Annotated in this window: 21 protein-coding genes and 1 pseudogene; 5 read left to right on the top strand and 17 right to left on the bottom strand. The window is 68.1% G+C overall.

Features of this window, described 5'->3' with window-relative positions:
* The first annotated feature begins 120 nt into the window (after positions 1 to 120).
* Complete coding sequence (locus ACQY76_RS09705) at positions 121 to 1374, top strand: cell wall hydrolase (RefSeq protein ID WP_428032667.1); 1254 nt, start codon at positions 121 to 123, stop codon at positions 1372 to 1374.
* A 66-nt stretch (positions 1375 to 1440) separates the two neighbouring features.
* Here ACQY76_RS09705 and ACQY76_RS09700 read toward each other — a convergent pair whose 3' ends face one another.
* The 8 genes from ACQY76_RS09700 to ACQY76_RS09665 all read right to left on the bottom strand — a co-directional run bounded on the left by ACQY76_RS09700 (position 1441) and on the right by ACQY76_RS09665 (position 9392).
* Complete coding sequence (locus ACQY76_RS09700) at positions 1441 to 1689, bottom strand: hypothetical protein (RefSeq protein WP_428032666.1); 249 nt, start codon at positions 1687 to 1689, stop codon at positions 1441 to 1443.
* 109 nt (positions 1690 to 1798) lie between these two features.
* Positions 1799 to 2281 (bottom strand): ATP F0F1 synthase subunit B, encoded by a 483-nt coding sequence (locus ACQY76_RS09695; protein ID WP_428032665.1) that lies wholly within the window; start codon positions 2279 to 2281, stop codon positions 1799 to 1801.
* Positions 2282 to 2291: 10 nt separating this feature from the next.
* Positions 2292 to 2897 carry a F0F1 ATP synthase subunit B gene (locus ACQY76_RS09690; protein ID WP_428032664.1) on the bottom strand — a complete coding sequence of 202 codons (606 nt, stop codon included), beginning with the start codon at positions 2895 to 2897 and terminating at the stop codon, positions 2292 to 2294.
* Positions 2898 to 2983: 86 nt separating this feature from the next.
* On the bottom strand, positions 2984 to 3211 hold the full coding sequence (locus ACQY76_RS09685; protein WP_018389010.1) for a F0F1 ATP synthase subunit C: 228 nt from the start codon (positions 3209 to 3211) through the stop codon (positions 2984 to 2986).
* Positions 3212 to 3276: 65 nt separating this feature from the next.
* Positions 3277 to 4026, bottom strand: coding sequence for a F0F1 ATP synthase subunit A (locus ACQY76_RS09680; RefSeq protein WP_428032979.1), 750 nt, complete (start codon positions 4024 to 4026; stop codon positions 3277 to 3279).
* A gap of 132 nt (positions 4027 to 4158) precedes the next feature.
* The gene (locus tag ACQY76_RS09675; protein WP_428032663.1) at positions 4159 to 4542 is read right to left on the bottom strand and encodes an AtpZ/AtpI family protein; all 384 of its coding nucleotides are present in this window, start codon (positions 4540 to 4542) and stop codon (positions 4159 to 4161) included.
* 293 nt (positions 4543 to 4835) lie between these two features.
* On the bottom strand, positions 4836 to 8288 hold the full coding sequence (locus tag ACQY76_RS09670) for a chromosome segregation SMC family protein (RefSeq protein WP_428032662.1): 3453 nt from the start codon (positions 8286 to 8288) through the stop codon (positions 4836 to 4838).
* Between the two features lie 126 nt (positions 8289 to 8414).
* On the bottom strand, positions 8415 to 9392 hold the full coding sequence (locus ACQY76_RS09665; RefSeq protein ID WP_428032661.1) for an FUSC family protein: 978 nt from the start codon (positions 9390 to 9392) through the stop codon (positions 8415 to 8417).
* 199 nt (positions 9393 to 9591) lie between these two features.
* Here ACQY76_RS09665 and ACQY76_RS09660 point away from each other — a divergent pair, with 199 nt between their 5' ends.
* Positions 9592 to 10767, top strand: coding sequence for a site-specific DNA-methyltransferase (locus tag ACQY76_RS09660; protein ID WP_428032660.1), 1176 nt, complete (start codon positions 9592 to 9594; stop codon positions 10765 to 10767).
* Positions 10768 to 10857: 90 nt separating this feature from the next.
* Here ACQY76_RS09660 and ACQY76_RS09655 read toward each other — a convergent pair whose 3' ends face one another.
* Together ACQY76_RS09655 and mutY are read right to left on the bottom strand one after the other, a co-directional pair.
* Positions 10858 to 11046: a CsbD family protein gene (locus ACQY76_RS09655; RefSeq protein ID WP_428032659.1), complete on the bottom strand. Its 189-nt coding sequence runs from the start codon at positions 11044 to 11046 to the stop codon at positions 10858 to 10860.
* Positions 11047 to 11128: 82 nt separating this feature from the next.
* Entirely contained in the window at positions 11129 to 12211 is a 1083-nt protein-coding gene (gene mutY / locus ACQY76_RS09650; protein ID WP_428032658.1) for an A/G-specific adenine glycosylase, read from the bottom strand.
* 65 nt (positions 12212 to 12276) lie between these two features.
* Between mutY and ACQY76_RS09645 the strand changes: the two genes are divergently transcribed.
* Entirely contained in the window at positions 12277 to 12789 is a 513-nt protein-coding gene (locus ACQY76_RS09645; RefSeq protein ID WP_428032657.1) for a DUF721 domain-containing protein, read from the top strand.
* Positions 12790 to 12950: 161 nt separating this feature from the next.
* Positions 12951 to 13607, top strand: a complete 657-nt coding sequence (locus ACQY76_RS09640; RefSeq protein WP_428032656.1) for a DsbA family protein — start codon at positions 12951 to 12953, stop codon at positions 13605 to 13607.
* 183 nt (positions 13608 to 13790) lie between these two features.
* Here ACQY76_RS09640 and ACQY76_RS09635 read toward each other — a convergent pair whose 3' ends face one another.
* Positions 13791 to 14384, bottom strand: coding sequence for a VOC family protein (locus tag ACQY76_RS09635; RefSeq protein ID WP_428032655.1), 594 nt, complete (start codon positions 14382 to 14384; stop codon positions 13791 to 13793).
* Positions 14384 to 15472: a PA0069 family radical SAM protein gene (locus tag ACQY76_RS09630; protein WP_428032978.1), complete on the bottom strand. Its 1089-nt coding sequence runs from the start codon at positions 15470 to 15472 to the stop codon at positions 14384 to 14386. Before ACQY76_RS09630 ends, ACQY76_RS09635 begins: the two co-directional genes overlap by 1 nt.
* Positions 15473 to 15814: 342 nt before the next feature.
* On the opposite strand from ACQY76_RS09630, the gene ACQY76_RS09625 reads away from it, so the two are divergent.
* Positions 15815 to 16402, top strand: a complete 588-nt coding sequence (locus tag ACQY76_RS09625; RefSeq protein WP_428032654.1) for a glycosyl transferase — start codon at positions 15815 to 15817, stop codon at positions 16400 to 16402.
* Positions 16403 to 16405: 3 nt separating this feature from the next.
* Here ACQY76_RS09625 and ACQY76_RS09620 read toward each other — a convergent pair.
* The 5 genes and pseudogenes from ACQY76_RS09620 to ACQY76_RS09600 form a co-directional block, all read right to left on the bottom strand.
* Positions 16406 to 17175: pseudogene (locus ACQY76_RS09620) on the bottom strand (IS5 family transposase).
* 172 nt (positions 17176 to 17347) lie between these two features.
* The gene (gene moaB, locus ACQY76_RS09615) at positions 17348 to 17914 is read right to left on the bottom strand and encodes a molybdenum cofactor biosynthesis protein B (protein WP_428032653.1); all 567 of its coding nucleotides are present in this window, start codon (positions 17912 to 17914) and stop codon (positions 17348 to 17350) included.
* Between the two features lie 39 nt (positions 17915 to 17953).
* Entirely contained in the window at positions 17954 to 18877 is a 924-nt protein-coding gene (ypfJ, locus tag ACQY76_RS09610) for a KPN_02809 family neutral zinc metallopeptidase (protein WP_428032652.1), read from the bottom strand.
* A gap of 107 nt (positions 18878 to 18984) precedes the next feature.
* Entirely contained in the window at positions 18985 to 19617 is a 633-nt protein-coding gene (locus ACQY76_RS09605) for an alpha/beta hydrolase (protein ID WP_428032651.1), read from the bottom strand.
* A gap of 61 nt (positions 19618 to 19678) precedes the next feature.
* Complete coding sequence (locus tag ACQY76_RS09600) at positions 19679 to 20611, bottom strand: ring-cleaving dioxygenase (RefSeq protein WP_428032650.1); 933 nt, start codon at positions 20609 to 20611, stop codon at positions 19679 to 19681.
* Positions 20612 to 20726: the final 115 nt, after the last annotated feature.

The following is a 20726-nucleotide window of genomic DNA, read 5'->3' as shown; positions in this document are numbered from 1 at the left end:
CTAGTGAGCCGCGGCGCGGACCTCTTGCCTGTGGCGCACGGGGCACGGTGCAGCGGCTTCGGGTGTGTGGGTTGCGTAGGGCGTCGGGCGGACATGCGGGTTTCAACACGCATTCAGAGATTGGGAAAGACCGGCGCTGCCGTGCTACTGCTGTGCGTGGTCGGCGGCACCACCATCGGCTATCAGGACATGGTCAGCCGGCTGGCGCACCAGCCCGGCGTTGCCGAGCGCGCCCGCGTCTCCATCCTTGGCGAGCCGGTTCGGCTGCTCAAGGCATCAACCTTTTCCTGGCCCTCACGCTCCGCCCTGCTCGCCAATTCCGAGATCGCCGCGCCGCCACAGACCGCGCTGGCGGTCGATATTAACCGCGATGGTAAGACCGACCGGCTCGCCCTCGCGGTGGAAGCCCCCCTCGATGTTGACCCGCTTGCCGTCTCGGGCGAGGCCACGCCGCCGAGCCTCGCCGGCGCCGGCACCACGACGCAGGAGGGCACCGCTTCCGCCCTTGGGACGGGCGTGGGAACCGACGGCGCGCCCGCCCTTGCCGGGGTCGGCACCGATCCACTGGAGGACGAAGATACCGTCGACATTGCCAGCGCGGAGGCCAACGGCCTCTATTCGGTTCCAGCCGGCGATCCCACCGGAGACCCCGCCCAACTGGAAGAAAAGGGCCCGGCCATCAATCTCGGCGGGACAGAGAGTGCGCTTTCACGGGACGACGAGGAGGACGGACCAGCCGGCGCCCAGCCCTATGCGCTCGATCCCTCCATGCCGCTCTACCGCCAGAGCGCCTTCATCTTCGGGCTGAATGAGACCGCCCTGCCGCCGCAGCCTTTCCTGCACATGGCCTCGCTGCCGTCCGGCGACAGCGGGACGACCGAGGCGGAGAAAGCCGAGGATGGCGATCTTCGTCGTGCCACCGGCGGCCCCTCCCCGGCAGACCGGCTCGGCCTTGCGGGCAAGCGGCGGGAGCGGGCGGAGAAATGCCTGGCCGAGGCGGTCTATTTCGAAAGCCGCGGCGAGCCCAGGCGCGGCCAGATCGCCGTGGCGCAGGTGGTCATGAACCGCGTGTTTTCCGGCTACTATCCCGCCGACATCTGCCGCGCGGTCTACCAGAACGCCCATCGCCGCCTTGCCTGCCAGTTCACCTTCGCCTGCGACAATATTCGCGATGTGGTGACCGAGCCGACGCTGTGGAACCAGGCGAAGGAGATCGCCGCCGACATGCTGGACGGGCGCATCTGGGACGACAAGGTGGGCCGGGCCACGCATTACCACGCGCGCTCCGTGCGGCCCAACTGGATCCGCGAGATGCGCAAGCTCGACCGCATCGGCGAGCACACCTTCTACCGCCCCCGCCGCTGGACGAGCTGAGCCACTCAACCAAGCGGAGCGCTGTCGGCGTACTTGGCAGCCCGTTCTCTCTCAGGCGACCGCGCCTCAGGTGACGCATTGCAGGGCGGCGTCCGGTGCCTCGCCGCCGCAGGTGTCGCATTCGTTGATGGTCAGTTGGCCGAGCTGCTGCGCCAAGCGAAGCGCCTCTTCGCGGGAGGAAGTCGGATGCCAATGTCCATTGCTGCCTGAAGAACTCGTATGCATGCCCCGGCCGTCATTGCACATGCAGCAGGTGCGGCGGTGGATGCGGGCATAGTTGTGCGTCCGGTTTTCAAACACCCAGAACTCGGCCATGCATCGCTCCCCCACCCCAAGTCGGAAGACGGCAAAATAACACCGTCCCTGCTAGATGCAAAAAAGCCCGGCGCGGGGCCGGGCTTTGGTCTTTCTCACCGTCGAAGGCTCAGTTGAGCTTCGACTTCACTTCGGCCACGGCCGCATCGAGCACCCGATCGGCGGCGCCGCCGGCGAGCTGGGCGGTCAGCAGAACCTCGGAAGCCTTCACCGCCGCATCGGCGGCCGCTGCCTTCACCTCGGCGAGCGCCTGCGCCTCGGCCTGCGCGATCTTCTGCTCGGCCATCTTGGTGCGGCGGACGATAAGGTCTTCCAGCTTCTGCTTGGTTTCTGCGGCAAGACGCTCGGCTTCGGCCCGGGCGGTAGTCACGATCGCCTCCGCCTCTTCCTCGGCCTCGCGCTGGCGGCGCTTATATTCGGCGACCAGCTTCTGCGCCTCTTCCTTCAACCGGCGCGCCTCTTCCAGTTCCTGACGGATGCGGTCGCCGCGCGCGTCGAGCTTGGAGACCATGCCGGTGAAGGCTCCCGCCTTGGCCAGCAGGAGGAAGAAGATAACAAAGGCGACGGCGACCCAGAAAGTATCACTACCCATGGTGCGCTCCTCAGCCCTTGATGGCGGTGTCGACCGCCTCTTCGACCGCGCCCGGCGCGGGCGTGGTGCCAATCAGCGTGTTGACGATAGCGCCGGCCGCCTCGACGGCAATGCCGCGGACATTGGCCATGGCTGCCGTCTTGGTGGCGGCGATCTGCACTTCCGCCGCGGCCAGCTTGACGTTCAGCTCGGCCTCGAGCGCCTTGCGGCGCGCTTCGGCTTCCGCCGCAAGCGTGTCGCGGGTCTCGGTGGCGATGCCATGAGCCTTGTTGCGCGCGCTGGCGAGTGCCTTTTCATAGGCCTCCGCCGCCGCCTCGCTCTCGGCCTTCAGCTTGCCCGCTTCCTCGATATCATCGGCGATGCGGTCGTGCCGCTCTTCGAGGATGGTGGCGATGCGCGGCAGGGCGACGCGGCTCATCAGAAGATAGAGCGCGGCAAACGCAATCACCAGCCAGAGCAGCTGCGAGGGAAAGGTATGAACATCGAAAGGCGGGAAGTTACTACCGTGTGCTTCACCTGCAGGCACGGCAATCTCCACACCGCTTTCGACCGGCAAAGTGCCGGGCGTCGCCGCCTGGGCGACGATGATACCGGCCGGACCGTGGGTCTCGGACATGGCTTCAGACTTCCTCGATCAATGCTGATGACAACTCATCCCGCCACCGGGGGCCGCGAACGGAGCCCCCGGCGGCGGGTGAGGCATCAGACCACGAAGAGGAGAACGAGGGCGACGACGAGCGAGAAGATTCCCAGACCTTCGGCGAGCGCCGCGCCGATGAAGGCGCGAGCGAACTGGCCATCGGCCGCCGACGGGTTTCGCAGGGCGCCCGCAAGGAAGTTGCCGAAAATGGTACCGACGCCGATGGCGGCGAGGCCCATGCCGAGCGTGGCGAGACCGGCGCCGAGGAACTTGGCGGCTTCCGCTTCCATGATCTTCTCCTGTTGGAATAGTCAGATTGGTTGGATGGCTGGATGAGAGTCCCGCGACGCGCCGGTCAGTGACCGGGATGCAGCGCGTCGTTGAGATAGATGCAGGTCAGCACCGCAAACACATAGGCCTGCAGGGCGGCGACCAGGAATTCGAGCGCGGTGAGCGCCACCACCATGGCGAGCGGCAGGACGGCGCCGAACCAGCCGACGACGCCCGAGGCCGTCATCATCACGATGAAGCCCGCGAACACCTTCATGGCGATATGGCCTGCCAGCATGTTGGCGAAGAGACGCAGCGACAGGCTGATGGGACGCGAGAGGAACGAGATGACCTCGATCACGACCATGAACGGCAGCAGCAGCGTGGGCACGCCCGATGGCACGAAAAGGTGCAGGAAGTGGGTGCCGTGGCGTACGAAGCCGTAGATGATGACCGTCAGGATGACCAGCAGCGCCAGCGCGGCGGTGACGATCAAATGGCTGGTGACGGTGAAGGCGTAGGGGATCATGCCCACCATGTTGGCGGTGAGCACGAAGATGAAGAGCGAGAAGACCAGCGGGAAGAACTTCATCCCCTCATTGCCGGCCGATCCGCGCACCGTGGAGGCGACGAACTCGTAGGAGAGCTCGGCCATTGATTGAAGGCGTCCGGGGACCAGGGTGCGCCCGCGCGTCGCAAAGGTGAGGAAGAAGAACACCAGCGCCACGATGCCGAACATGAAGGCGGCGGAATTGGTGAAGGCGAGCTCGACGCCGCCAGGCTGCCCCAATTCCACGATCTTATGGATCTGGAACTGATGGATCGGATCGATCACATTGCCGCTGGCCATCGCCGGTCGCTGCCCTCAACACGCGGCGCCACAGGCGCCCGTCCCCATCTCAAGACGCCGCCGGAGCGACGCCGTCCGTTTATCGAGCGCCCACCGCAGGGCCGGCGCCAAAATTGGTCACGTCCCGCTCTTTGGCGGGCCCTTGCGGCCGGTTTCCCCAGCCGCTCTCATCATGTTCACGATGCCGGCTCCGAAGCCCAGCAGTATGAACACGATCATTCCCCACGGCGCGATGCCGAAGAAACGATCGATGGCCCAGCCGAGACCGGCACCGACCAACACGCCCGCCACGAACTCGGCCCCCAACCGGAAAGCCAGTGCCATGCCCGCCGAGGACGACGTCCGATCCTGAACGGCGGACGCCTTTTCCTCGGCCCGCCGCTCGGCCTGCACCTTGTCCAGCGCACTGCCCAGCCCGCGAAGCCTGCCGGAAAGCTCGGCGTCAGGAACATCCGGCCGAGCCGACCCGCCATGGCCGTCCGTCTTGTCTCGGTCGTCCATCACCCGCACTCAAGCCTGACCGGAGAAGGATTTTCCGACCCCGAAGACGGGCGCACCATAGTGTTCGCTCCTAGGGGTGTCAAGGATGTGAACACATCTTTTAAGTACTTGTAATACAACGACAAAAACAAAGTTAGGACGCTCTGTCGCAGGCGTTTCGATCGTATCCGGCACCAGGGGAAGGTGTCGGCGATGTTTTTGGCATGCCAGCGTGTGGAGCAAAATGCGGCGAACGCCGCACATGGGTGCCGCTTGTCCACCATCTGGCAACGCGCCTGTGCCGGCGCGGCCGCTCAGCCGGCTTCGAGAAAGCGCTCGGCGGTGGCGAGGTCGACGGAAACGAGCTTCGACACGCCGCGCTCGGCCATGGTGACGCCGAACAGACGGTTCATCCGGCTCATGGTGATCGGGTTATGGGTGATGGTGACGAAGCGTGTCTCGGTAAGGCGCCGCATCTCGTCGAGCAGGTTGCAGAAGCGCTCCACATTGGCGTCGTCCAGCGGCGCGTCCACCTCGTCCAGCACGCAGATCGGCGACGGATTGGTGAGAAACACCGCAAAGATCAGCGCCATGGCGGTCAGGGCCTGCTCGCCGCCCGAGAGCAGGGAGAGCGACTGCGGCTTCTTGCCGGGCGGCTTGGCGATGATGTCGAGGCCGGCCTCCAGCGGATCGTCCGAATCAGTCAGCACGAGCTGTGCCTCGCCGCCGCCGAACAGCGTGGTGAACAACTGGCGGAAATGGCCGTCGACGATGTTGAAGCTGACCTGCAGCCGCTCGCGCGCCTCGCGGTTGAGGCCATAAATGCCCTGGCGCAGCCGCTTGATCGCCTCGGTGAGGTCGTCGCGCTCGCCGGTGAGCCCCTTCTGCTGGGTCTCGATCTCGCTGAGTTCGTCTTCGGCGCGCAAATTCACCGCGCCGAGCCGCTCGCGGTCGGCCTTGAGCCGGCCAAGCTCGGCTTCAAGCTCGGCCAGCACGGGAAGCGCGGCGTCGGAGGTGAAACCGGCGATTTCGCGCGCGTTTTCGGGCGGACCGTCCAGCACGTCGCCGATCTCCCGCGCCACGTCCTCGCGACGCTGGCGCGCAGCTTCCACCCGCGCCTCGGCACGGGCGCTCTCCTCGCGCGCGGCCGCCAGCGCGTCGAGCGTCGCACGGGCCAGCTTGTCCCCCTCGGCATGCAGAGTTTCGGCGGCCGCGAGCTTATCGGCGGCCTCGCGGCGCGCCGCTTCTGCCCGAGAAACCTCGTCGAGCAACGCGCGGCTGCGGGCGGCGAAACGCACCGGCGCATCATCGAGATCCTCGCGCTCGGCAGCGGCCTCGGCAAGCCGAGCCTCCAGCGCTGCCACCCGTTCGCCGGTGCCGCCGGCGCGCGCTTCCCATGAGGCCCGTTCCGTGGCGATGGCCGAGAGGCGGCGGGCACGTTGCTCGCGCTCGCGGACCAGCGCATCGGCCCGGGCGCGGGTCTCGGCCAATACGGCACGGTCATGCGCGACACGGGCGCGAACCTCCGCCAGCTGGGCCTCACCTTCGGCGGCGAGCGGGTGGCCGGCAATCGCCGCGCCGGCGTCCTCCAGCCCGATCGCGGCGGCCTCGCGGTCTTCCTGCAGGCGGACAAGATTGGCACTAAGCGCTGCCAGCCGCGCCGACTGCTCCGCGGCGGCGCGTTCGGCGCGGGCGAGCTCGTCGCGGGCAGCTTCCATGGCACGCAAGCTGGCGCGACGGGCTTCGCGGGCGGCATTTTCGCGGGCCGCGGCGGCGCGCAGGACGGCCTCCGAGGTCTCCAGCGCCCGCCGGTGAAGCGTTACCTCGGCGCGGGCGCCCTCGAGCTGGGCCTCGACATCGGCGAGCCGGTTGCGTTCGGCGAGCCGGCGGGCTGCCGCAGTCGGCGCGTCAGCGGCGGCGACGAGGCCGTCCCAGCGCCACAGGTCGCCCTCGCGGGATACCAAGCGCTGGCCGCTCTTCAGCTGTGCGGCCAGGCGCGGTCCATCCGCCCGGTCGACCACGCCGATCTGGGCGAGGCGGCGGGCCAGCACCTTCGGCGCCACGACATAAGAGGCGAGCGGTTCCGCCCCATCAGGCAGGGGCGCGTCGCCCGGCATGACGACAAGCGACCAGTGCACTGGCGCGGCGGGGTCGGACGGCGCGTCGAGATCGTCGCCCAGCGCCGCACCCAGCGCCGTCTCGAAGCCGCGCTCGACCTCGATGAAATCAAGCACCGGCGACCAGCGCCGCGGGGTACCGACATCGAGCAACTTGGCCAGCGTGCGGGCCTCGGTATCGAGCCGCTGGGCGGCGCGTTCGGCATCGGACAGCGGCCGACGTGCCTGGTCGAGCGCGGCGCGGGCGCTCGCATGGGCGTTCTCGGCCTCCTGCGCGGCCATTTCCGCTGCAGCAAAGGAATCCTGCGCGAATTCGGCGGTGGCGCGCCGTTCGTCGAGCCGGGCGGCGTCGCCATTAGCTTCCAGCTGGCGCTTCTGGCCGGAAAGCTGCTCGACGTCGCGATCGAGCCGCGACAGGCGCTCACCAGCCTCGCGCAGGGCGCGCTCCAGCGCGCCGCGCCGGGCGCTCGCCTCGGCATTGGCGGCGGTGGCGTCGGCGAAGGCGTGCTCGGATTCGGCCAGCCGACTGACGGCCTCGCCGTTGCGGGCCAGCGCCTCGTCGCCGATCTGCGCAGCCTGTTCCTGCGCGATCGCCAGTTCCTCGGCCTCATGGGCGAGGCGATCCAGCATCTCGCCGGCGTCCTTTGCGAGCGCCCGCTCGCGCTCCATGTCGCCGCCGAGTTGCGCCAACCGACGGTCGAGCTCCTCGCGGCGGGCGCCGGCGCGGGCTTCCTCGCGGTCGAGTTCGCCGCGCGCCAGGGAGAGGCGCTGGAGGGCGGCGGCGGCGGCGGCATCGACCTCGCGCAAGGCGGGGATTCCATGCGCCGCCACGGCTGCAGCGCGTGCTGCTTCGCCCTGCTGCAAGGTCCGGGCTGCGACCTCGCGGACTGCGAGATCGAGCGCGCGGCTCGCCTCGCCAAGTCCGCCCTCGGCCTCCAGCCAGCGCAGCCAGAGCAGCGCCGCCTCGGCCTTGCGGATGTCGGAGGACAGCACCCGGTAGCGCGAGGCCTGACGCGACTGGCGGCGCAGCGCGTCGAGCTGGCCGGTGATCTGGCCGATGACGTCCTCGAGGCGCGTGAGATTGGTCTCGGCGGCGCGCAGACGCATCTCCGCCTCGTGCCGGCGGGCGTGCAGGCCGGCGACGCCGGCGGCTTCCTCCAGCAGGCGGCGACGTGCGGTCGGCTTGGCGCCGACGATCTCGCCGATCTGCCCCTGCCGCACCATGGAAGGCGAGCGGGAGCCTGACGAGGCATCGGCGAACAGGATCTGCACGTCGCGCGCGCGCGCCTCCCGCCCGTTGATGCGGTAGGAGGAGCCGGCCTCGCGCTCGATCCGGCGGGAAATCTCCAGTAGGTCGGCATCGTTGAAGACGGCCGGCGCCGACCGGTCGGCATTGTCCACCACCAGCACGACCTCAGCGGTGTTGCGCGACGGGCGGGTGGTGGAGCCGCCGAAGATGACGTCGTCCATGCCCTCGGCGCGCATCGCCTTGTAGGAGCTCTCGCCCATGACCCAGCGCATCGCCTCGACAAGATTCGACTTACCGCAGCCATTCGGGCCCACAATGCCGGTAAGGCCGGGCTCGATGAGCATTTCGGTCGGCTCGACAAAGGTCTTGAAGCCGGTCAGACGCAGGCGGGTGAATTTCATCGTCCTAGGGTGCCGCCCGGCAGCCACAAGTTCAAGTGGTGCGGGCGCCTCGATCCACGAGATGTTGCGATTCGATGCGGATCTCCCGCCAGAACGGTGTGCCGCGCCGGAGGCCTCCATACCTTCTCAGGCGGTGTCCCAGCCCAGCCAGGTTCGCAGGCGCGCATTGATGATGAGCGCCGCCAGCGAGAAGGCGCAGCCCAGCACAACGTCGACCACCCGGTCGGCGGCCGCGTGAATGGGCACGGCGATCAGCGTGCCCACGAGCTGTAGCAGCAGGATGACGAAAGCCGCCATCGCGGCCATGCCGAGCGCCCCGTGGAGTTTCTGGCCCGGCCACCGCACCAGCGCGGCGAGCGTGATGCCGGCCATCAGCCCGGCGGGCGAGGTGACGGCGGCACCGTAGAGGAAGGCGGCACCGGCGCCGAGCACCGTGCCCAGAACGAGATAGCCGATCATGCGGCGGCTGAAATGCGTGTCGTCGCGCAGCACGATCACCACCGCGAACACCGCCCAATGGGGGTGCGGCAGGCCGAGCATGTGTCCCACAAGGAACGCAGCGGCCACGGCGACCGCCACGATGGCGGCGAACAGCAGCCGCTCCCGCTGCGTCTCCCGCACATGCGCGACAATGGCGGAAAGCGTCGGCGCGGCGGAAGGCCGCCACAGGCCGGTGACAAGGTCCCACGCGACCGACACCATCCAGGCATAGACGGCGAAGACCGCCACCACCCCGATGTCCGCCGGCTGGAACGGCACCTCGATCGCGGCGATCGCCGTGGCGAGGCAAAAGAACCGCGCGGCGAAGGCGGCACTGGGGTGCACCGCCTCGACCAGCGCATAGAGAGCCGCCGTCCCCACCAGCGCGGTCGCCGTCAGCCACACATGGCCCGCCACGCCGGCACCGAGCGTGGCGCCGGCCACCACCACGGCGCCGGCAATGGCGAACAACGCGGCCCGGTGGAGCACCGAGCCGCCGGTGTCCAGCGTGAAGCCGAGAATGCAGGTGAGGAGCGCGTAGCCGACCCAGTAATTCTGGTGCAGCAGCAGGCCGGCGCTCATCGGCGCCATCACCGTGACGGTGAAGCGCAACGAGCGCGCCAAGAGGCCGTCGCCATGCCAGCGCGGAAGCTCGCTTGCGATTGGCGCCGCCCCTGGCGAGGCCGGCTTCGCCCAGCCTCTGGTCGGCGGCTCCACGGAATGCGGATTTGGCGGCATCGCTTTACCCGGTCTTTACCCTGTGCGGCGGAGATTGTGGATACACGAGTTCCGTTGCGTCCTGTTTGAGTAGGGTAGAGCGTTCATGAAGGTCGTTCGCAACGGGGAGACCCTTCGGGCTCCCCGATCCGGCATTGCCCGTTCCTCTGGCCCTGCTGCCGATCTCCCCCTCGATACCATTCTGCGTGGCGACTGCGTTGCCGCCCTGTCACGGCTTCCTGCCGGCTCGGTCGATCTGGTGTTTGCTGATCCGCCGTACAATCTCCAGCTCCAGGGCGAACTCAAACGCCCCGACGACAGCCGGGTCGACGCGGTGGACGACGCCTGGGACAAGTTCGACAGCTTCCAGGCCTATGACGCCTTCACCCGCGCCTGGCTGCTGGCGGTGCGGCGGGTGCTGAAGCCCACCGGCACGCTGTGGGTGATCGGCTCCTACCACAACATCTTCCGCGTCGGCGCGATGCTGCAGGACCTCGATTTCTGGATCCTCAACGACATCGTCTGGCGCAAGACCAACCCGATGCCGAATTTCCGTGGCCGCCGCTTCACCAATGCGCATGAGACGCTGATCTGGGCGGCGCGCCAGCCTGAGGCCAAGGGCTACACCTTCAATTACGAGGCAATGAAGGCCGCCAATGAGGATGTGCAGATGCGCTCCGACTGGCTGTTTCCGATCTGCTCCGGCGGGGAGCGGCTGAAGGATGAAGACGGCCATAAGGTTCACCCGACCCAGAAGCCGGAGGCGCTGCTGGCCCGTGTCATCCTGTCCGCCTCGAAGCCCGGCGACGTGATCCTCGACCCCTTCCTCGGCTCCGGCACCACCGCCGCCGTGGCCAAGCGGCTCGGTCGGCATTTCGTCGGCATCGAGCGCGACGCGACCTATGCCGATGCGGCCCAGGCCCGCATCGACGCCGTCACGCCCCTGCCCGACCTCGCACTCGCCACGGCGCCAACCGCCCGCGAGGCGCCGCGCATCGCCTTCAATTCGCTGGTGGAGCGCGGCCTCGTCGCGCCTGGCACGCTGCTCACCGACGCCAAGGCCAAGATGCGTGCGATGGTGCGGGCCGACGGCACGCTCTCGCTGGAGACGGCGCCGGGCCTCGGCCAGATCGGTTCCATCCACCGCGCCGGCGCCCTCGCCCAAGGGCTGGACGCCTGCAATGGCTGGACCTTCTGGCACATCGCCACGCGGGACGGGTTGCGGCCCATCGACAGCCTGCGCGCCGTCGTGCGCTCGGAAATGGCGATGGCGGCGGAATAGCCACTACACAGATATCTCGCCGCCTGCCCAGCGCACGAAAAAGGCCGCCCAAACGGGCGGCCTCGTCATTCAATGGAAGTGGCCTGAGGCTCAGAGATTGCCGGCCTTCTTGACCGTTTCCTTGATCTCGCCCTTGGCCTGCTGGGCCTCGCCCTTCAATTCCTGGGCCTTGCCTTCGGCCTGGAGGCGCTCGGAATCGGTCATCTTGCCGATGCCCTGCTTCACATTGCCGACGGCCTCGTTGGCCATGCCCTTGGCCTTGTCCATGGTGCTACCCATCGTCGTCGTCTCCTGTTTTCATCCGCTCGCGGCGGCTTGCAGGAATAACGATCAAGGTGGCGGAAGGTTCATTCGGGCCACGCTAAAAAATCGATTCGACGTGGCGCAATACCTTGCGCATCACGGTTGGAAACGCCTCGGCATCAAAGCCTTGCGGAAGCACCCAGCGGTGCCCGGCAGGGGCCTTCGTCTGCGCCGGCACCTCTGCCCTCCAGACCTGCAATTCCAGCGCGAAATGGCTGAACACATGAGTGACGGTGGTGTTGAGTGCCGTCCATTTCGCCGCCAGCGGGGCGTGCGCAGAGGGGTGGGTGATCCCGCCCGGCTCCCATGGCGTCGAGGGCACCTCGCTCATGCCGCCGAGCAGCCCTTTTGCCGGGCGCGAGCGCACCAGCACCGCGCCATCCGCCCGCACGGCGAGGAAGGCGACGCCCGCGCGGGTCGGTCGCGCCAGCTTCGCCGCCTTGACCGGGTAGCGCTCGGGATCGCCCTCGGCGCGGGCAGCGCAGGGCTCGCGCCACGGGCAGAGCGCGCAGGCGGGCTTGCGCGGCGTGCAGATGGTGGCGCCGAGGTCCATCAGCGCCTGGGCGAAATCGCCGAAGCGTGCCTGCGGCAGCAGCGTGAGCGCCAGCGCCCGCAGCTTCGGCCGCGCCTTGGGCAGCGGGTCGGCCACGGTGAAGAGCCGCGCCAGCACACGCTCCCAGTTTCCATCGACCGGCGCGGCGCGGCGCTCGAAGGCGATGGAGGCGATGGCCGCCGCCGTGTAGGGGCCGATGCCGGGCAGGGTGAGCAGTTCCGCCTCTTCCGCCGGAAAGCGCCCGCCATGGCGCTCGGTGACCGCCTTGGCGCAGGCATGGAGATTGCGCGCGCGGGCATAGTAGCCGAGCCCCGCCCAGGCGGAGAGCACCTCTTCCAGCGGCGCGCCGGCGAGCGCCGCCACATCCGGCCAGCGGCGCAGAAACACCTCGTAATAGGGCGCGACGGTGACCACGGTGGTCTGCTGCAGCATGATCTCGGAAAGAAAGACCCGGTAGGGATCCTGCCGTTCGCCCGGCGGCGCGCGCCATGGCAGGCGCCGCCTGTGGCGGTCGTACCAGGCGAGCAGCAGCGCCGGATCGGGCGGCGCAAGGGCGGGGCGGGCGGCTGGATTGACGGCGGCAGGCATGCGATCCTCAGGCACAACGTCCGCACCGTGGCCGCATCGGCCGCGCCGGGCAAGACGAGATTACGATGGCTCCCCCCTCCCGACCGCGCCCGCTCGCCGACCTGATCGACGGCACCATCGCCGAAAGCTGTCGCAAGCGCGGCCTCGCCTCGGTGGAAATCGTCACCCGCTGGGCCGACATCGTCGGCGAGGCGCTGGCGGCGCGGGCGGTGCCGATGAAGCTCGCCTGGCCCTCGCGGCCGGACAGCGGGGAACCGGGCGTGCTGCATGTGCGCGTCGAGGGCGGCTTCGCCATCGAGCTGCAGCACGAGGCGCCTGTCGTCATCGACCGGGTGAACCGCTATTTCGGCTGGCGCTGCATCGGCCGGCTGGCGCTCAAGCAGGGGCCGGTGCCGCGCCCGCGCCCGCGTTTTCGGTTCATCGAACCCGATGCGGTGGAATGCGGCGCGGCCCAGCAGCGGATCGCGGCCTGCGCCGGGGCGTTCGAGGACGGTGCGCTCGCCGCGTCCCTTGCGCGGCTGGGGGCGCTGGTGGCGCGGGAGAAGCGCGATGGGAAGCCGGATTTCACGCAGCGGTGAGGACCGGCAATCCGCCGCACCGTTGCCATGTCGCTGCGCTGCCTGTAGGCGCTAGTGGGTTGCCCGGCCAAAGGTGGTTTTTTTCGCCAGGGTGCAGGCAGCTTGCAGGAATGGGCATTCGAAGCCGGCGGGAACGTCCGGCCTTCTTCTGGAGACCGACAATGATCGACCGCCGTCGCTTCCTCGAAGGTATCGGCACCCTCGCCCTCACCGTCGCCGCCTTCAGCTCGCTGGGCGGCGCCTTGCTCGGACGCGCCGAGGCGCAGACGGTCGACACCGGCGACCTGATGGCGCCGGGCGCCCTGCCCGACCAGGTGCTCGGCAAGGCGGACGCACCGGTCACCATCGTGGAATATGCCTCGATGACCTGCGGCCATTGCGCACATTTCCACGAGACCACCTACCCGGTGCTGAAAGAAAAATACATCGACACCGGCAAGGTGCGCTTCATCCTGCGCGAGTTCCCGCTCGACATCGTCGCCAAGGCCGCCTTCATGCTGGCGCGCTGCGGGGGCGAGGGCAAATATTACCCGATGACCGACACGCTGTTCGAGACCCAGAAGAACTGGGCGTTCTCGACCAATCCGGCGCAGGCGCTGCTGGCCATCGCCAAGCAGAGCGGCATGACCGAGGACCAGTTCAACGCCTGCCTGAACGACACCAAGCTGGCCGGCCAGATCGACGAAGTGGCCAAGCGCGGCGCCGGCTTCGGCATCGACGCCACGCCCACCTTCTTCATCAACGGCAAGAAGATTTCCGGCGCGCTGAGCCCCGAGCAGCTCGACAAGGAACTGGCGCCCCTGCTCGGCGCCAACTGACGGCCGGCCGTCTCGGCCCGCATGACGACACGGCTCCGGCGCGCGCGTGCGGCACCGGGGCCGGAGCGTCTCGCGCCTCCTGCATCCCCGGCGTTTATGCGCCGCCTCGACGGCACGCGGCCTCGAAACGCCTTCGCAGGCGCGCCTTGGCCGGAGCCGTCATGCCGCTCCGAGGGGCGACGATCATTCCGGCAGGACGATGCGGCCCGCCGCGTCGAACGGAAAGCCGGGATTGTGGGCAATCTCCCACGGGTGCCCGTCGGGATCGGCGACATAGCCGGAATAGCCGCCCCAGAACGTCGGCTGCGCCGGGCGCAGCGCCCGGCCGCCCGCTGCCACGGCGCGGATAAGCGTGGTGTCGACCTCCGCCCGGCTCGCCCGGTTGCAGGCCAGCGCGATGCCGCCAAAGGCACCGGCGCGGCCCGGCAGCACGCCCGCATCGGCGGCGAGTTCGGGGCGCGGATAGAGCGAGAGCACCACGCCGCCGGCGTCGAAGAACGCCGCGCCCGTGGCCTCTTTCACCCGCCGCTCGAGCCCCAGCGCCTCGTAGAACGCCACCGCCCGCTTCAGATCCGCCACGCCGAGCGTGACCAGGGACAGGCGCAGCGGCGGCATCACACGCGGCACAGCCCCTCCCGCCGGGCGAGGCGGCAGAGGCCGCGCGTCGCCCGGCTCCAACTCCCGCGCGCGCTCGTCCGCAGCTGTGCGTGAGCCATTTTCGGGCGTCTCGTCCGCCGGCGTGCTGCCGTCCCCGGCCTTGACGATAATCATGCTCATCAGCCTTCTCCGAACAGCGACAATTGCTCGCCCTTCTGCGGCGGGCGGGTGAAATGGCGGGTGGTCAGGCGGGTGTGGCGACGATTCAGCCCCAGCCGCTCCACCGCGATCTCGAAGCGCCGCGCCAGCGTCCAGGCATAGGGGCCGGTTCCGGTCATGCGCTGGCCGAAGGTGGAATCATATTCGCGCCCGCCATGCAGTTCCTTGAGCAGCGAGAGCACATGGCGGTAGCGGTCGGGAAAATGCGCCAGCAGCCATTCGCGGAACAGGTCGCGGATTTCCAGCGGCACGCGCAGCATGACATAGCCCGCTTCCGACGCACCGGCCGCGGCGGCGGCGTCGAGAATGCGCTCCATCTCCGCATCGGTGACGGCGGGGATGACCGGGGCCACCAGCACCGCCGTGGGAATGCCGGCCTCGGAGAGGCGGCGCAGCGCATCGAGCCGGCGCTGCGGCGTCGCCGCGCGCGGCTCCATGATGCGCGCCAGCTTGTGGTCGAGCGTGGTGATGGACAGCGCCACCTTCACCAGCCCCTTCTCGGCCATGGGGCCGAGAATATCGAGGTCGCGCACCACCAACGCCGATTTGGTGACGATGCCGACCGGGTGGCCGAAATCGCGCAGCACTTCGAGGATGCGGCGGGTCAGCCGCCATTCCCGCTCGATCGGCTGATAGCCGTCGGTATTGATGCCGAGCGCGATGGTGCGCGGCTCATAGCCCGGCTTGGCCAGTTCCTTGGCCAGAAGCTCCGGCGCGTCCGGCTTGGCGAACAGCTTGGTCTCGAAATCGAGACCCGCCGAGAGCCCCTGATAGGCATGGGTCGGCCGCGCGAAGCAGTAGACACAGCCATGCTCGCAGCCGCGATAGGGGTTGATCGAGCGATCGAAGCCGACATCGGGGGATTCGTTGCGGTTGATGATGGTGCGTGGCTTTTCCACCGTCACGCTGGTGCGGAAGGGCGGCAGGTCGTCCAGCCCCATCCAGCCATCGTCGAAGCGCTCGCGGCTGTGCGGCTCGAAGCGTCCCGCCGCATTGGAGAGCGCCCCCCGCCCCCGCCGGCGCTCGGCCTCCACCATCCAGTCCAGCATGGGTGGGGGCGCCACGGCGTCGATGTCGGACAGGCCGGTGAGGTCGCGCGCAGTCGCGTCCTGCTCCTGCGCCCGGGCGTCGCGGCGCTGCTGCGCCAGCCTTCCCAGATGCCGGGGCGCAGGAGGTGGCTGGGAATTACCGGAAGAGGAATCGGAACCGCGATGTTGCATGAGAGATTCTGTAGCGCGGCTTTGAGAACATATCAAGAACATCAGCGGAATTGCGACAGCCGGGCTGTACGCCCCGCAAGTGGTGCGATAGGCAGGAAACGCCTTATCCGACTGGCGCGGACGTTCATCCGGCCTTTCCCCGAACCACGTTCATCGAGGGTGACTGGACGCGTGATCTCGGTCGTCATTCCCATTGGCGCGACAGCCAAGCGGCTCATTCCGACACTCGCCTCGCTGGTGCCCGGCGCCGCCGCCGGCGTCGTGCGCGAGGTGCTTCTCGTCGACTCGGCCGGCTCCGCCGATGTAGCCGAGATCGCCGACGCGGCGGGGTGCGAATACCTGCCCGGTTTCGCCGATCGGGGCGCGAGCCTGCGCGAAGGCGCGGCGGCGGCGCGCGCCTCCTGGCTGCTGTTCCTGGAGCCTTCCGGGCTGCTTCAGGAGGGTTGGGCACGCGAGGTGCGCAATTTCACCGATCAGGCCGAGCGCATCGGCGCCACGGAGCAGCGGGCGGCGACCTTTCGCTTGGCGCTGGACGGATTCGGTGTCACGCCGCGCCTGCGGGAGGCGTCGGCGATGATGCGCCAGGCCATTACCGGCCGGCCGCGCCCGGAACAGGGGTTGCTGCTCCACCGCCGGCTTTACGATGCGTTGGGTGGGCACATGCCGGGCCCGCAGGCGAGCCGTCGCCTGATGGCACGGGTCGGCCGCAAGCGGCTGATGCTGCTGCGCTCGCAGATATTGCTGCCGGAAGACGCCTGAGCCCTAGGCGACCGACTCATTAAACCGCATCCATATTCTGAGTGATGCGAGTTTTACGCCGGCGAGGAAATTGTCAGGTCGCTTGTCGTATCGGGTCGCAACGGCGCGGTAGTGCTTGATCTTGTTGAAGAAGCGCTCGACGAGGTTGCGATAGCGATACAAGAAGGGGCTGAAGGCTGGCACGTTCTTGCGGTTCGGCATGGGCTTGATGTTGGCCCATGCGCCTCGCTCGCGCAGGCTTTGCCGGAGTTCGTCGCTGTCATAGGCGCGGTCGGCCAGGAGGGTCTGGCCATCGACAAGCGCGCCGAGCATGTCGCGGGCGCTGCGTCCGTCATGAGCCTGGCCCTCGGTCAATTTCAGGGCGATCGGCAGGCCTTCGGCATCCACCAGAGCATGGATCTTCGTTGTCAGGCCGCCCCGCGAGCGACCCATGCAACCGGATCGGTCGTCTTTTTTTGGGCGTTGGCGGCGTGCTGGTGCACGCGGATGCTGGAGGAATCGATCATCTGGATGTCGCCATCGTAAGCCTTTGACACCGCTTCCAGAAGCCGATCCCAGACCCCCGCCTTGCGCCAGCGGTTGAAGCGGTTCACGCAGGTCGTGTGCGGGCCGTAGCGCTCGGGAATGTCGGCCCACGGCGCCCCGGTCCGAAGTCGCCAGAAAATCCCGTTCAGCACGCGCCGGTCGTCCACCCGAGGCACGCCCCTCGGCTTGTTCGGCAAAAGCGGCTGGATCACCGACCACTCGAAATCCGTTAGATCAAAGCGGGCCATCTCATCCTCCATCAGGAGAAATGAATCAGCCTCCGACCCAAAAGGGAATCCCGTTTATGGGTCTGTGACCTAGAGCATTTTCGAGCGAAGTGGGTTCCGGTTCGCGTGAAGAAAATGCGTAAAAACAGAAACCTAGAGCACGTCCGGTGAGCCGACTTTCACCGGACGTGCTCTAGCCGAGCGTCCCGCCCTGCGGCGCGCGCAGCTTGCCGCGCTTGAGGTGCTCGTCGAGCCGGGGAAGGATCTCGACGAAATTGCAGGGCTTGTGCCTGATATCGAGCTGGTGAACGAGGATCTCGTCCCAGCCGTCGCGGCAGGCGCCGGGCGAGCCGGGCAGGCAGAAGATGTAGGTGGAATTGGCTACCCCGGCCGTCGCGCGGCTCTGCAGTGTCGAGGTGCCGATCTTGCCGAACGAGACCATGTGGAAAATGGTCGAGAAACCTTCCATGCGCTTCTCGAACAGCGGCTCCACCGCCTCGGGCGTCACGTCGCGGCCGGTGAAGCCTGTGCCGCCTGTCGTGATGACGACATCGATCCCTTCATCGGCGATCCAACCCGCGACCTGCGTGCGGATCGCCTCCACATCATCCGGCACGATGGCGCGGTCGGCGAGATTGTGGCCGGCGGCAGTGATGCGGTCCGCCAATGTCGTGCCCGATCGATCATCCGCCGGAGTGCGGGTGTCGGAGATGGTGAGCACCGCGATGGCAAGCGGCACGAAGGGCGTGTCGGAATTCATCTCGGCCTCTCGGCGGCGGCGTTCAGATGCGGACCCGCATCAGATGCTGCCCTTGAATGTGTTGCACTGCGCCAGCGACCCGCCATCGAGCCCCTGCTTGAACCACTTCATCCGCTGGGCGGAGCTGCCATGGGTGAAGCTGTCGGGCACAACCCGGCCCTGCGACTGCTTCTGCAGGCGGTCGTCGCCAATGGCGGAGGCGGCGTTCATCGCCTCCTGAATATCGCCATCTTCCAGAATGCGCCACTGCGCATCGGCATGGTGCGCCCACACGCCGGCGAGGCAATCCGCCATCAGCTCGACCTTTACCGAGAGCGCATTGGCTTCCGTTCGCGAGACCTGACGCTGGCGCGCCTGCACCTGCTCCAGCAGGCCGATCTGGTTTTCCACATGATGGCCGACCTCGTGGGCGATGACATAGGCGGCGGCGAAGTCACCCGGCGCCCGGAACTTCTGCTTCATCTCGTCAAAGAAGGAGGTGTCGAGATAAACCTTCTGGTCCCGCGGGCAATAGAACGGTCCCGTGGCGGAATTCGCCGACCCGCAGGCCGAGCGGGTGGCACCGGAGAAAAGCACCAGGCCGGGCTCGGCATAGGTGCTGCCCTGCGCCTTGAAGATCGGCGTCCACACATCCTCGGTCTGGGCGAGAACGACAGCGGCAAACTCGCCGAGCTTCTTGTCCTCGGGGCTGAGATTGCGCTGGGCCTGAGCGGAGGGCGGTTGCTGCTGCTGGCTGTAGCCGCTGCTGTCGCCGTCGCCGAGCAGGATTTCGGCGCCGCCGATCAGCACCGCCGGATTGATGCCGGTGGCCCAGGCGATGAGGCCGACGACGATGAGCCCGCCAATGCCAAGCCCACCGCGCGCGCCCATGCGCCGGCCGCCGCCGAAGCCGCCGCCCAGACCGCCACTGTCGCCCCGCCGGTCCTCGACATTCCGGCTACGGCGGAAATCTTCCCAACGCATCGCTACCTCCGCCGAACGCCAGCTGCCACGGCGCGAGTGTGGAACACCTGCACCGTGGCAGCAATGCGCTCGGAGGCATCCGGTTCCGCCGGAAACGCGCGGATCGGTCAGGCCGCCGCCCGGCCCGAGGCCTGGAGCCATGCGCGGGCGAGCGTCAGATCACCCTGCGAAAGGCCGTGGCCGGCTGGCAGGGTGCGGTGATCGAGATCGGCCCCGGCGGCACGAAGCTGGCCGGCGAGGCGCACGGCATTGTTTTCCGGCACGATGGGATCCGTCGCTCCCGAGAGCAGCAGAACCCGCTTTCCCGCGAGATCGGCCGCCGGAGGCACCGCCAGCGGCACCATGGCGCGGATCAGGATAGCCCCCGCCAGCACCTTCGGCTGCGTCAGCAGCAGGGCGGCGGCGATGTTGGCGCCGTTGGAAAAGCCGACCGCGATGGGGGCGGCAAGACCATAGGCGGCACGCGCCTCGGCAATGAAGGCCGCGAGCTCGGCGGCGCGGGCGCGCACATCGTCCTCGTCGAACACGCCCTCACGCAGGCGGCGGAAGAAGCGCGGCATGCCGCCTTCCAGCACCTTGCCACGCGGCGAAAGCAAGGCGGCGCCCGGCGCGATCATGTCGCCCAGCGGGATCAGATCATTCTCGTCGCCGCCGGTGCCGTGGAGCAGGAGCAGGGGGGCGACATCCTGCCGGGTGGCGGGCTCAAAGCGATGCACGAAGGAAAGCACGGCGTCGGTCATGACGGCCTCCTCGTCAGAGTGGGGGCGGTCGCCGCCCGGTGAGGGGCGGCGCCGAAGGGGGTCAGGCGATCTCGGGCAGCACGGCCTCGATCTGGCTGCGGCGGCCTTCGAGGAAGTCCGGCAGCTTCAGTGCCTCGCCGAGGGTCGCCGCCGGCTCGTCCGCGGCAAAGCCGGGAATGTCGGTGGCGATCTCGAACAGGACGTGGCCGGGCTCGCGGAAATAGATGGACCGGAAGTAGTTGCGGTCCTTCTGCTCCGTGGTGGCGATGCCGTGGTTCTCGCCCAGCTTCTTCACCATGGCGAACTCGGCCGCGTCGTCCGCCGCGCGGAATGCTATGTGATGCACCGAGCCGCCGCCCATGCGGGCGGGCAGGAAACCGCCGGCCTCATGGATGTCGACAATGCTGCCGATCTCGGTGCCCTCGGCCTTGAAGCGCACCAGCGAACCCTCGCGGCCGATCTCCGTGAAGCCGAACACATCGGTGAGGATGGCGCCGGTGGGAGCCGCCTCGGCCAGCAGCAGGTTCACGCTGTGAAAGCCGCGAATGGCGTTCTCGGCGGGAACGTCCGTGCCGAGCCAGGCCGGCTCGTTCTCCGCGCCGGCCACACCGACCAGAGCGAGGCGCATACCGTGCGGGTCCTTGAAGGCCAGCACGGTCTCGCCGAAGCGCTTCACCGGGGCGCTGTGCGACACGCCCTTCTCGACGAAACGCTGCGTCCAGTACCCGATGGAGGCGGCCGGCACGCGGAACGCGGTCTCCTGCGCCTCGCCGACGCCGAGGCGACCGGGCGCGACATGGTCCCACGGAAAGAAGGTGAGGATGGTGCCGGGCGCGCCGCTCTCGTCCCCATAATAGAAATGGTAGGTGCCGGGATCGTCGAAGTTCACGGTCTTCTTGACCAGCCGGAGACCCAGGACGCGGGTATAGAATTCGACATTGCGGCGCGCATTGCCGGCAATCGCCGTCACATGATGGATGCCATTGCGGTTCATGATCTTGCCCTCTCGTGAGCGCGACCTGCGCTCCTGTTGCGACAAGAGATAACCCGGCAACGACGCAATGCCAGCCTTTACCAATTGCGTTGACGCAATCTCATCTGTGCTGCTA

This window comes from Ancylobacter sp. (assembly GCF_965279025.1).
Classification (GTDB): Bacteria; Pseudomonadota; Alphaproteobacteria; order Rhizobiales; family Xanthobacteraceae; genus Ancylobacter.
Note: the sequence above shows the minus strand (reverse complement) of the source record. Positions and strands in the feature narration are given on the sequence as shown.

Excerpts from the sequence above, each read along its gene's own strand:
- ACQY76_RS09635 (WP_428032655.1), bottom strand. The coding sequence starts at position 14,384 with ATGAGCATGATTATCGTCAAGGCCGGGGACGGCAGCACGCCGGCGGAC.
- ACQY76_RS09670 (WP_428032662.1), bottom strand. The coding sequence starts at position 8,288 with ATGAAATTCACCCGCCTGCGTCTGACCGGCTTCAAGACCTTTGTCGAG.
- ypfJ (WP_428032652.1), bottom strand. The coding sequence starts at position 18,877 with ATGCGTTGGGAAGATTTCCGCCGTAGCCGGAATGTCGAGGACCGGCGG.
- mutY (WP_428032658.1), bottom strand. The coding sequence starts at position 12,211 with ATGCCTGCCGCCGTCAATCCAGCCGCCCGCCCCGCCCTTGCGCCGCCC.
- ACQY76_RS09700 (WP_428032666.1), bottom strand. The coding sequence starts at position 1,689 with ATGGCCGAGTTCTGGGTGTTTGAAAACCGGACGCACAACTATGCCCGC.
- ACQY76_RS09630 (WP_428032978.1), bottom strand. The coding sequence starts at position 15,472 with ATGCTGGACTGGATGGTGGAGGCCGAGCGCCGGCGGGGGCGGGGGGCG.
- ACQY76_RS09660 (WP_428032660.1), top strand. The coding sequence starts at position 9,592 with ATGAAGGTCGTTCGCAACGGGGAGACCCTTCGGGCTCCCCGATCCGGC.
- ACQY76_RS09600 (WP_428032650.1), bottom strand. The coding sequence starts at position 20,611 with ATGAACCGCAATGGCATCCATCATGTGACGGCGATTGCCGGCAATGCG.
- ACQY76_RS09655 (WP_428032659.1), bottom strand. The coding sequence starts at position 11,046 with ATGGGTAGCACCATGGACAAGGCCAAGGGCATGGCCAACGAGGCCGTC.
- ACQY76_RS09695 (WP_428032665.1), bottom strand. The coding sequence starts at position 2,281 with ATGGGTAGTGATACTTTCTGGGTCGCCGTCGCCTTTGTTATCTTCTTC.
- ACQY76_RS09675 (WP_428032663.1), bottom strand. The coding sequence starts at position 4,542 with ATGGACGACCGAGACAAGACGGACGGCCATGGCGGGTCGGCTCGGCCG.
- ACQY76_RS09685 (WP_018389010.1), bottom strand. The coding sequence starts at position 3,211 with ATGGAAGCGGAAGCCGCCAAGTTCCTCGGCGCCGGTCTCGCCACGCTC.
- ACQY76_RS09640 (WP_428032656.1), top strand. The coding sequence starts at position 12,951 with ATGATCGACCGCCGTCGCTTCCTCGAAGGTATCGGCACCCTCGCCCTC.
- moaB (WP_428032653.1), bottom strand. The coding sequence starts at position 17,914 with ATGAATTCCGACACGCCCTTCGTGCCGCTTGCCATCGCGGTGCTCACC.
- ACQY76_RS09690 (WP_428032664.1), bottom strand. The coding sequence starts at position 2,897 with ATGTCCGAGACCCACGGTCCGGCCGGTATCATCGTCGCCCAGGCGGCG.
- ACQY76_RS09645 (WP_428032657.1), top strand. The coding sequence starts at position 12,277 with ATGGCTCCCCCCTCCCGACCGCGCCCGCTCGCCGACCTGATCGACGGC.
- ACQY76_RS09605 (WP_428032651.1), bottom strand. The coding sequence starts at position 19,617 with ATGACCGACGCCGTGCTTTCCTTCGTGCATCGCTTTGAGCCCGCCACC.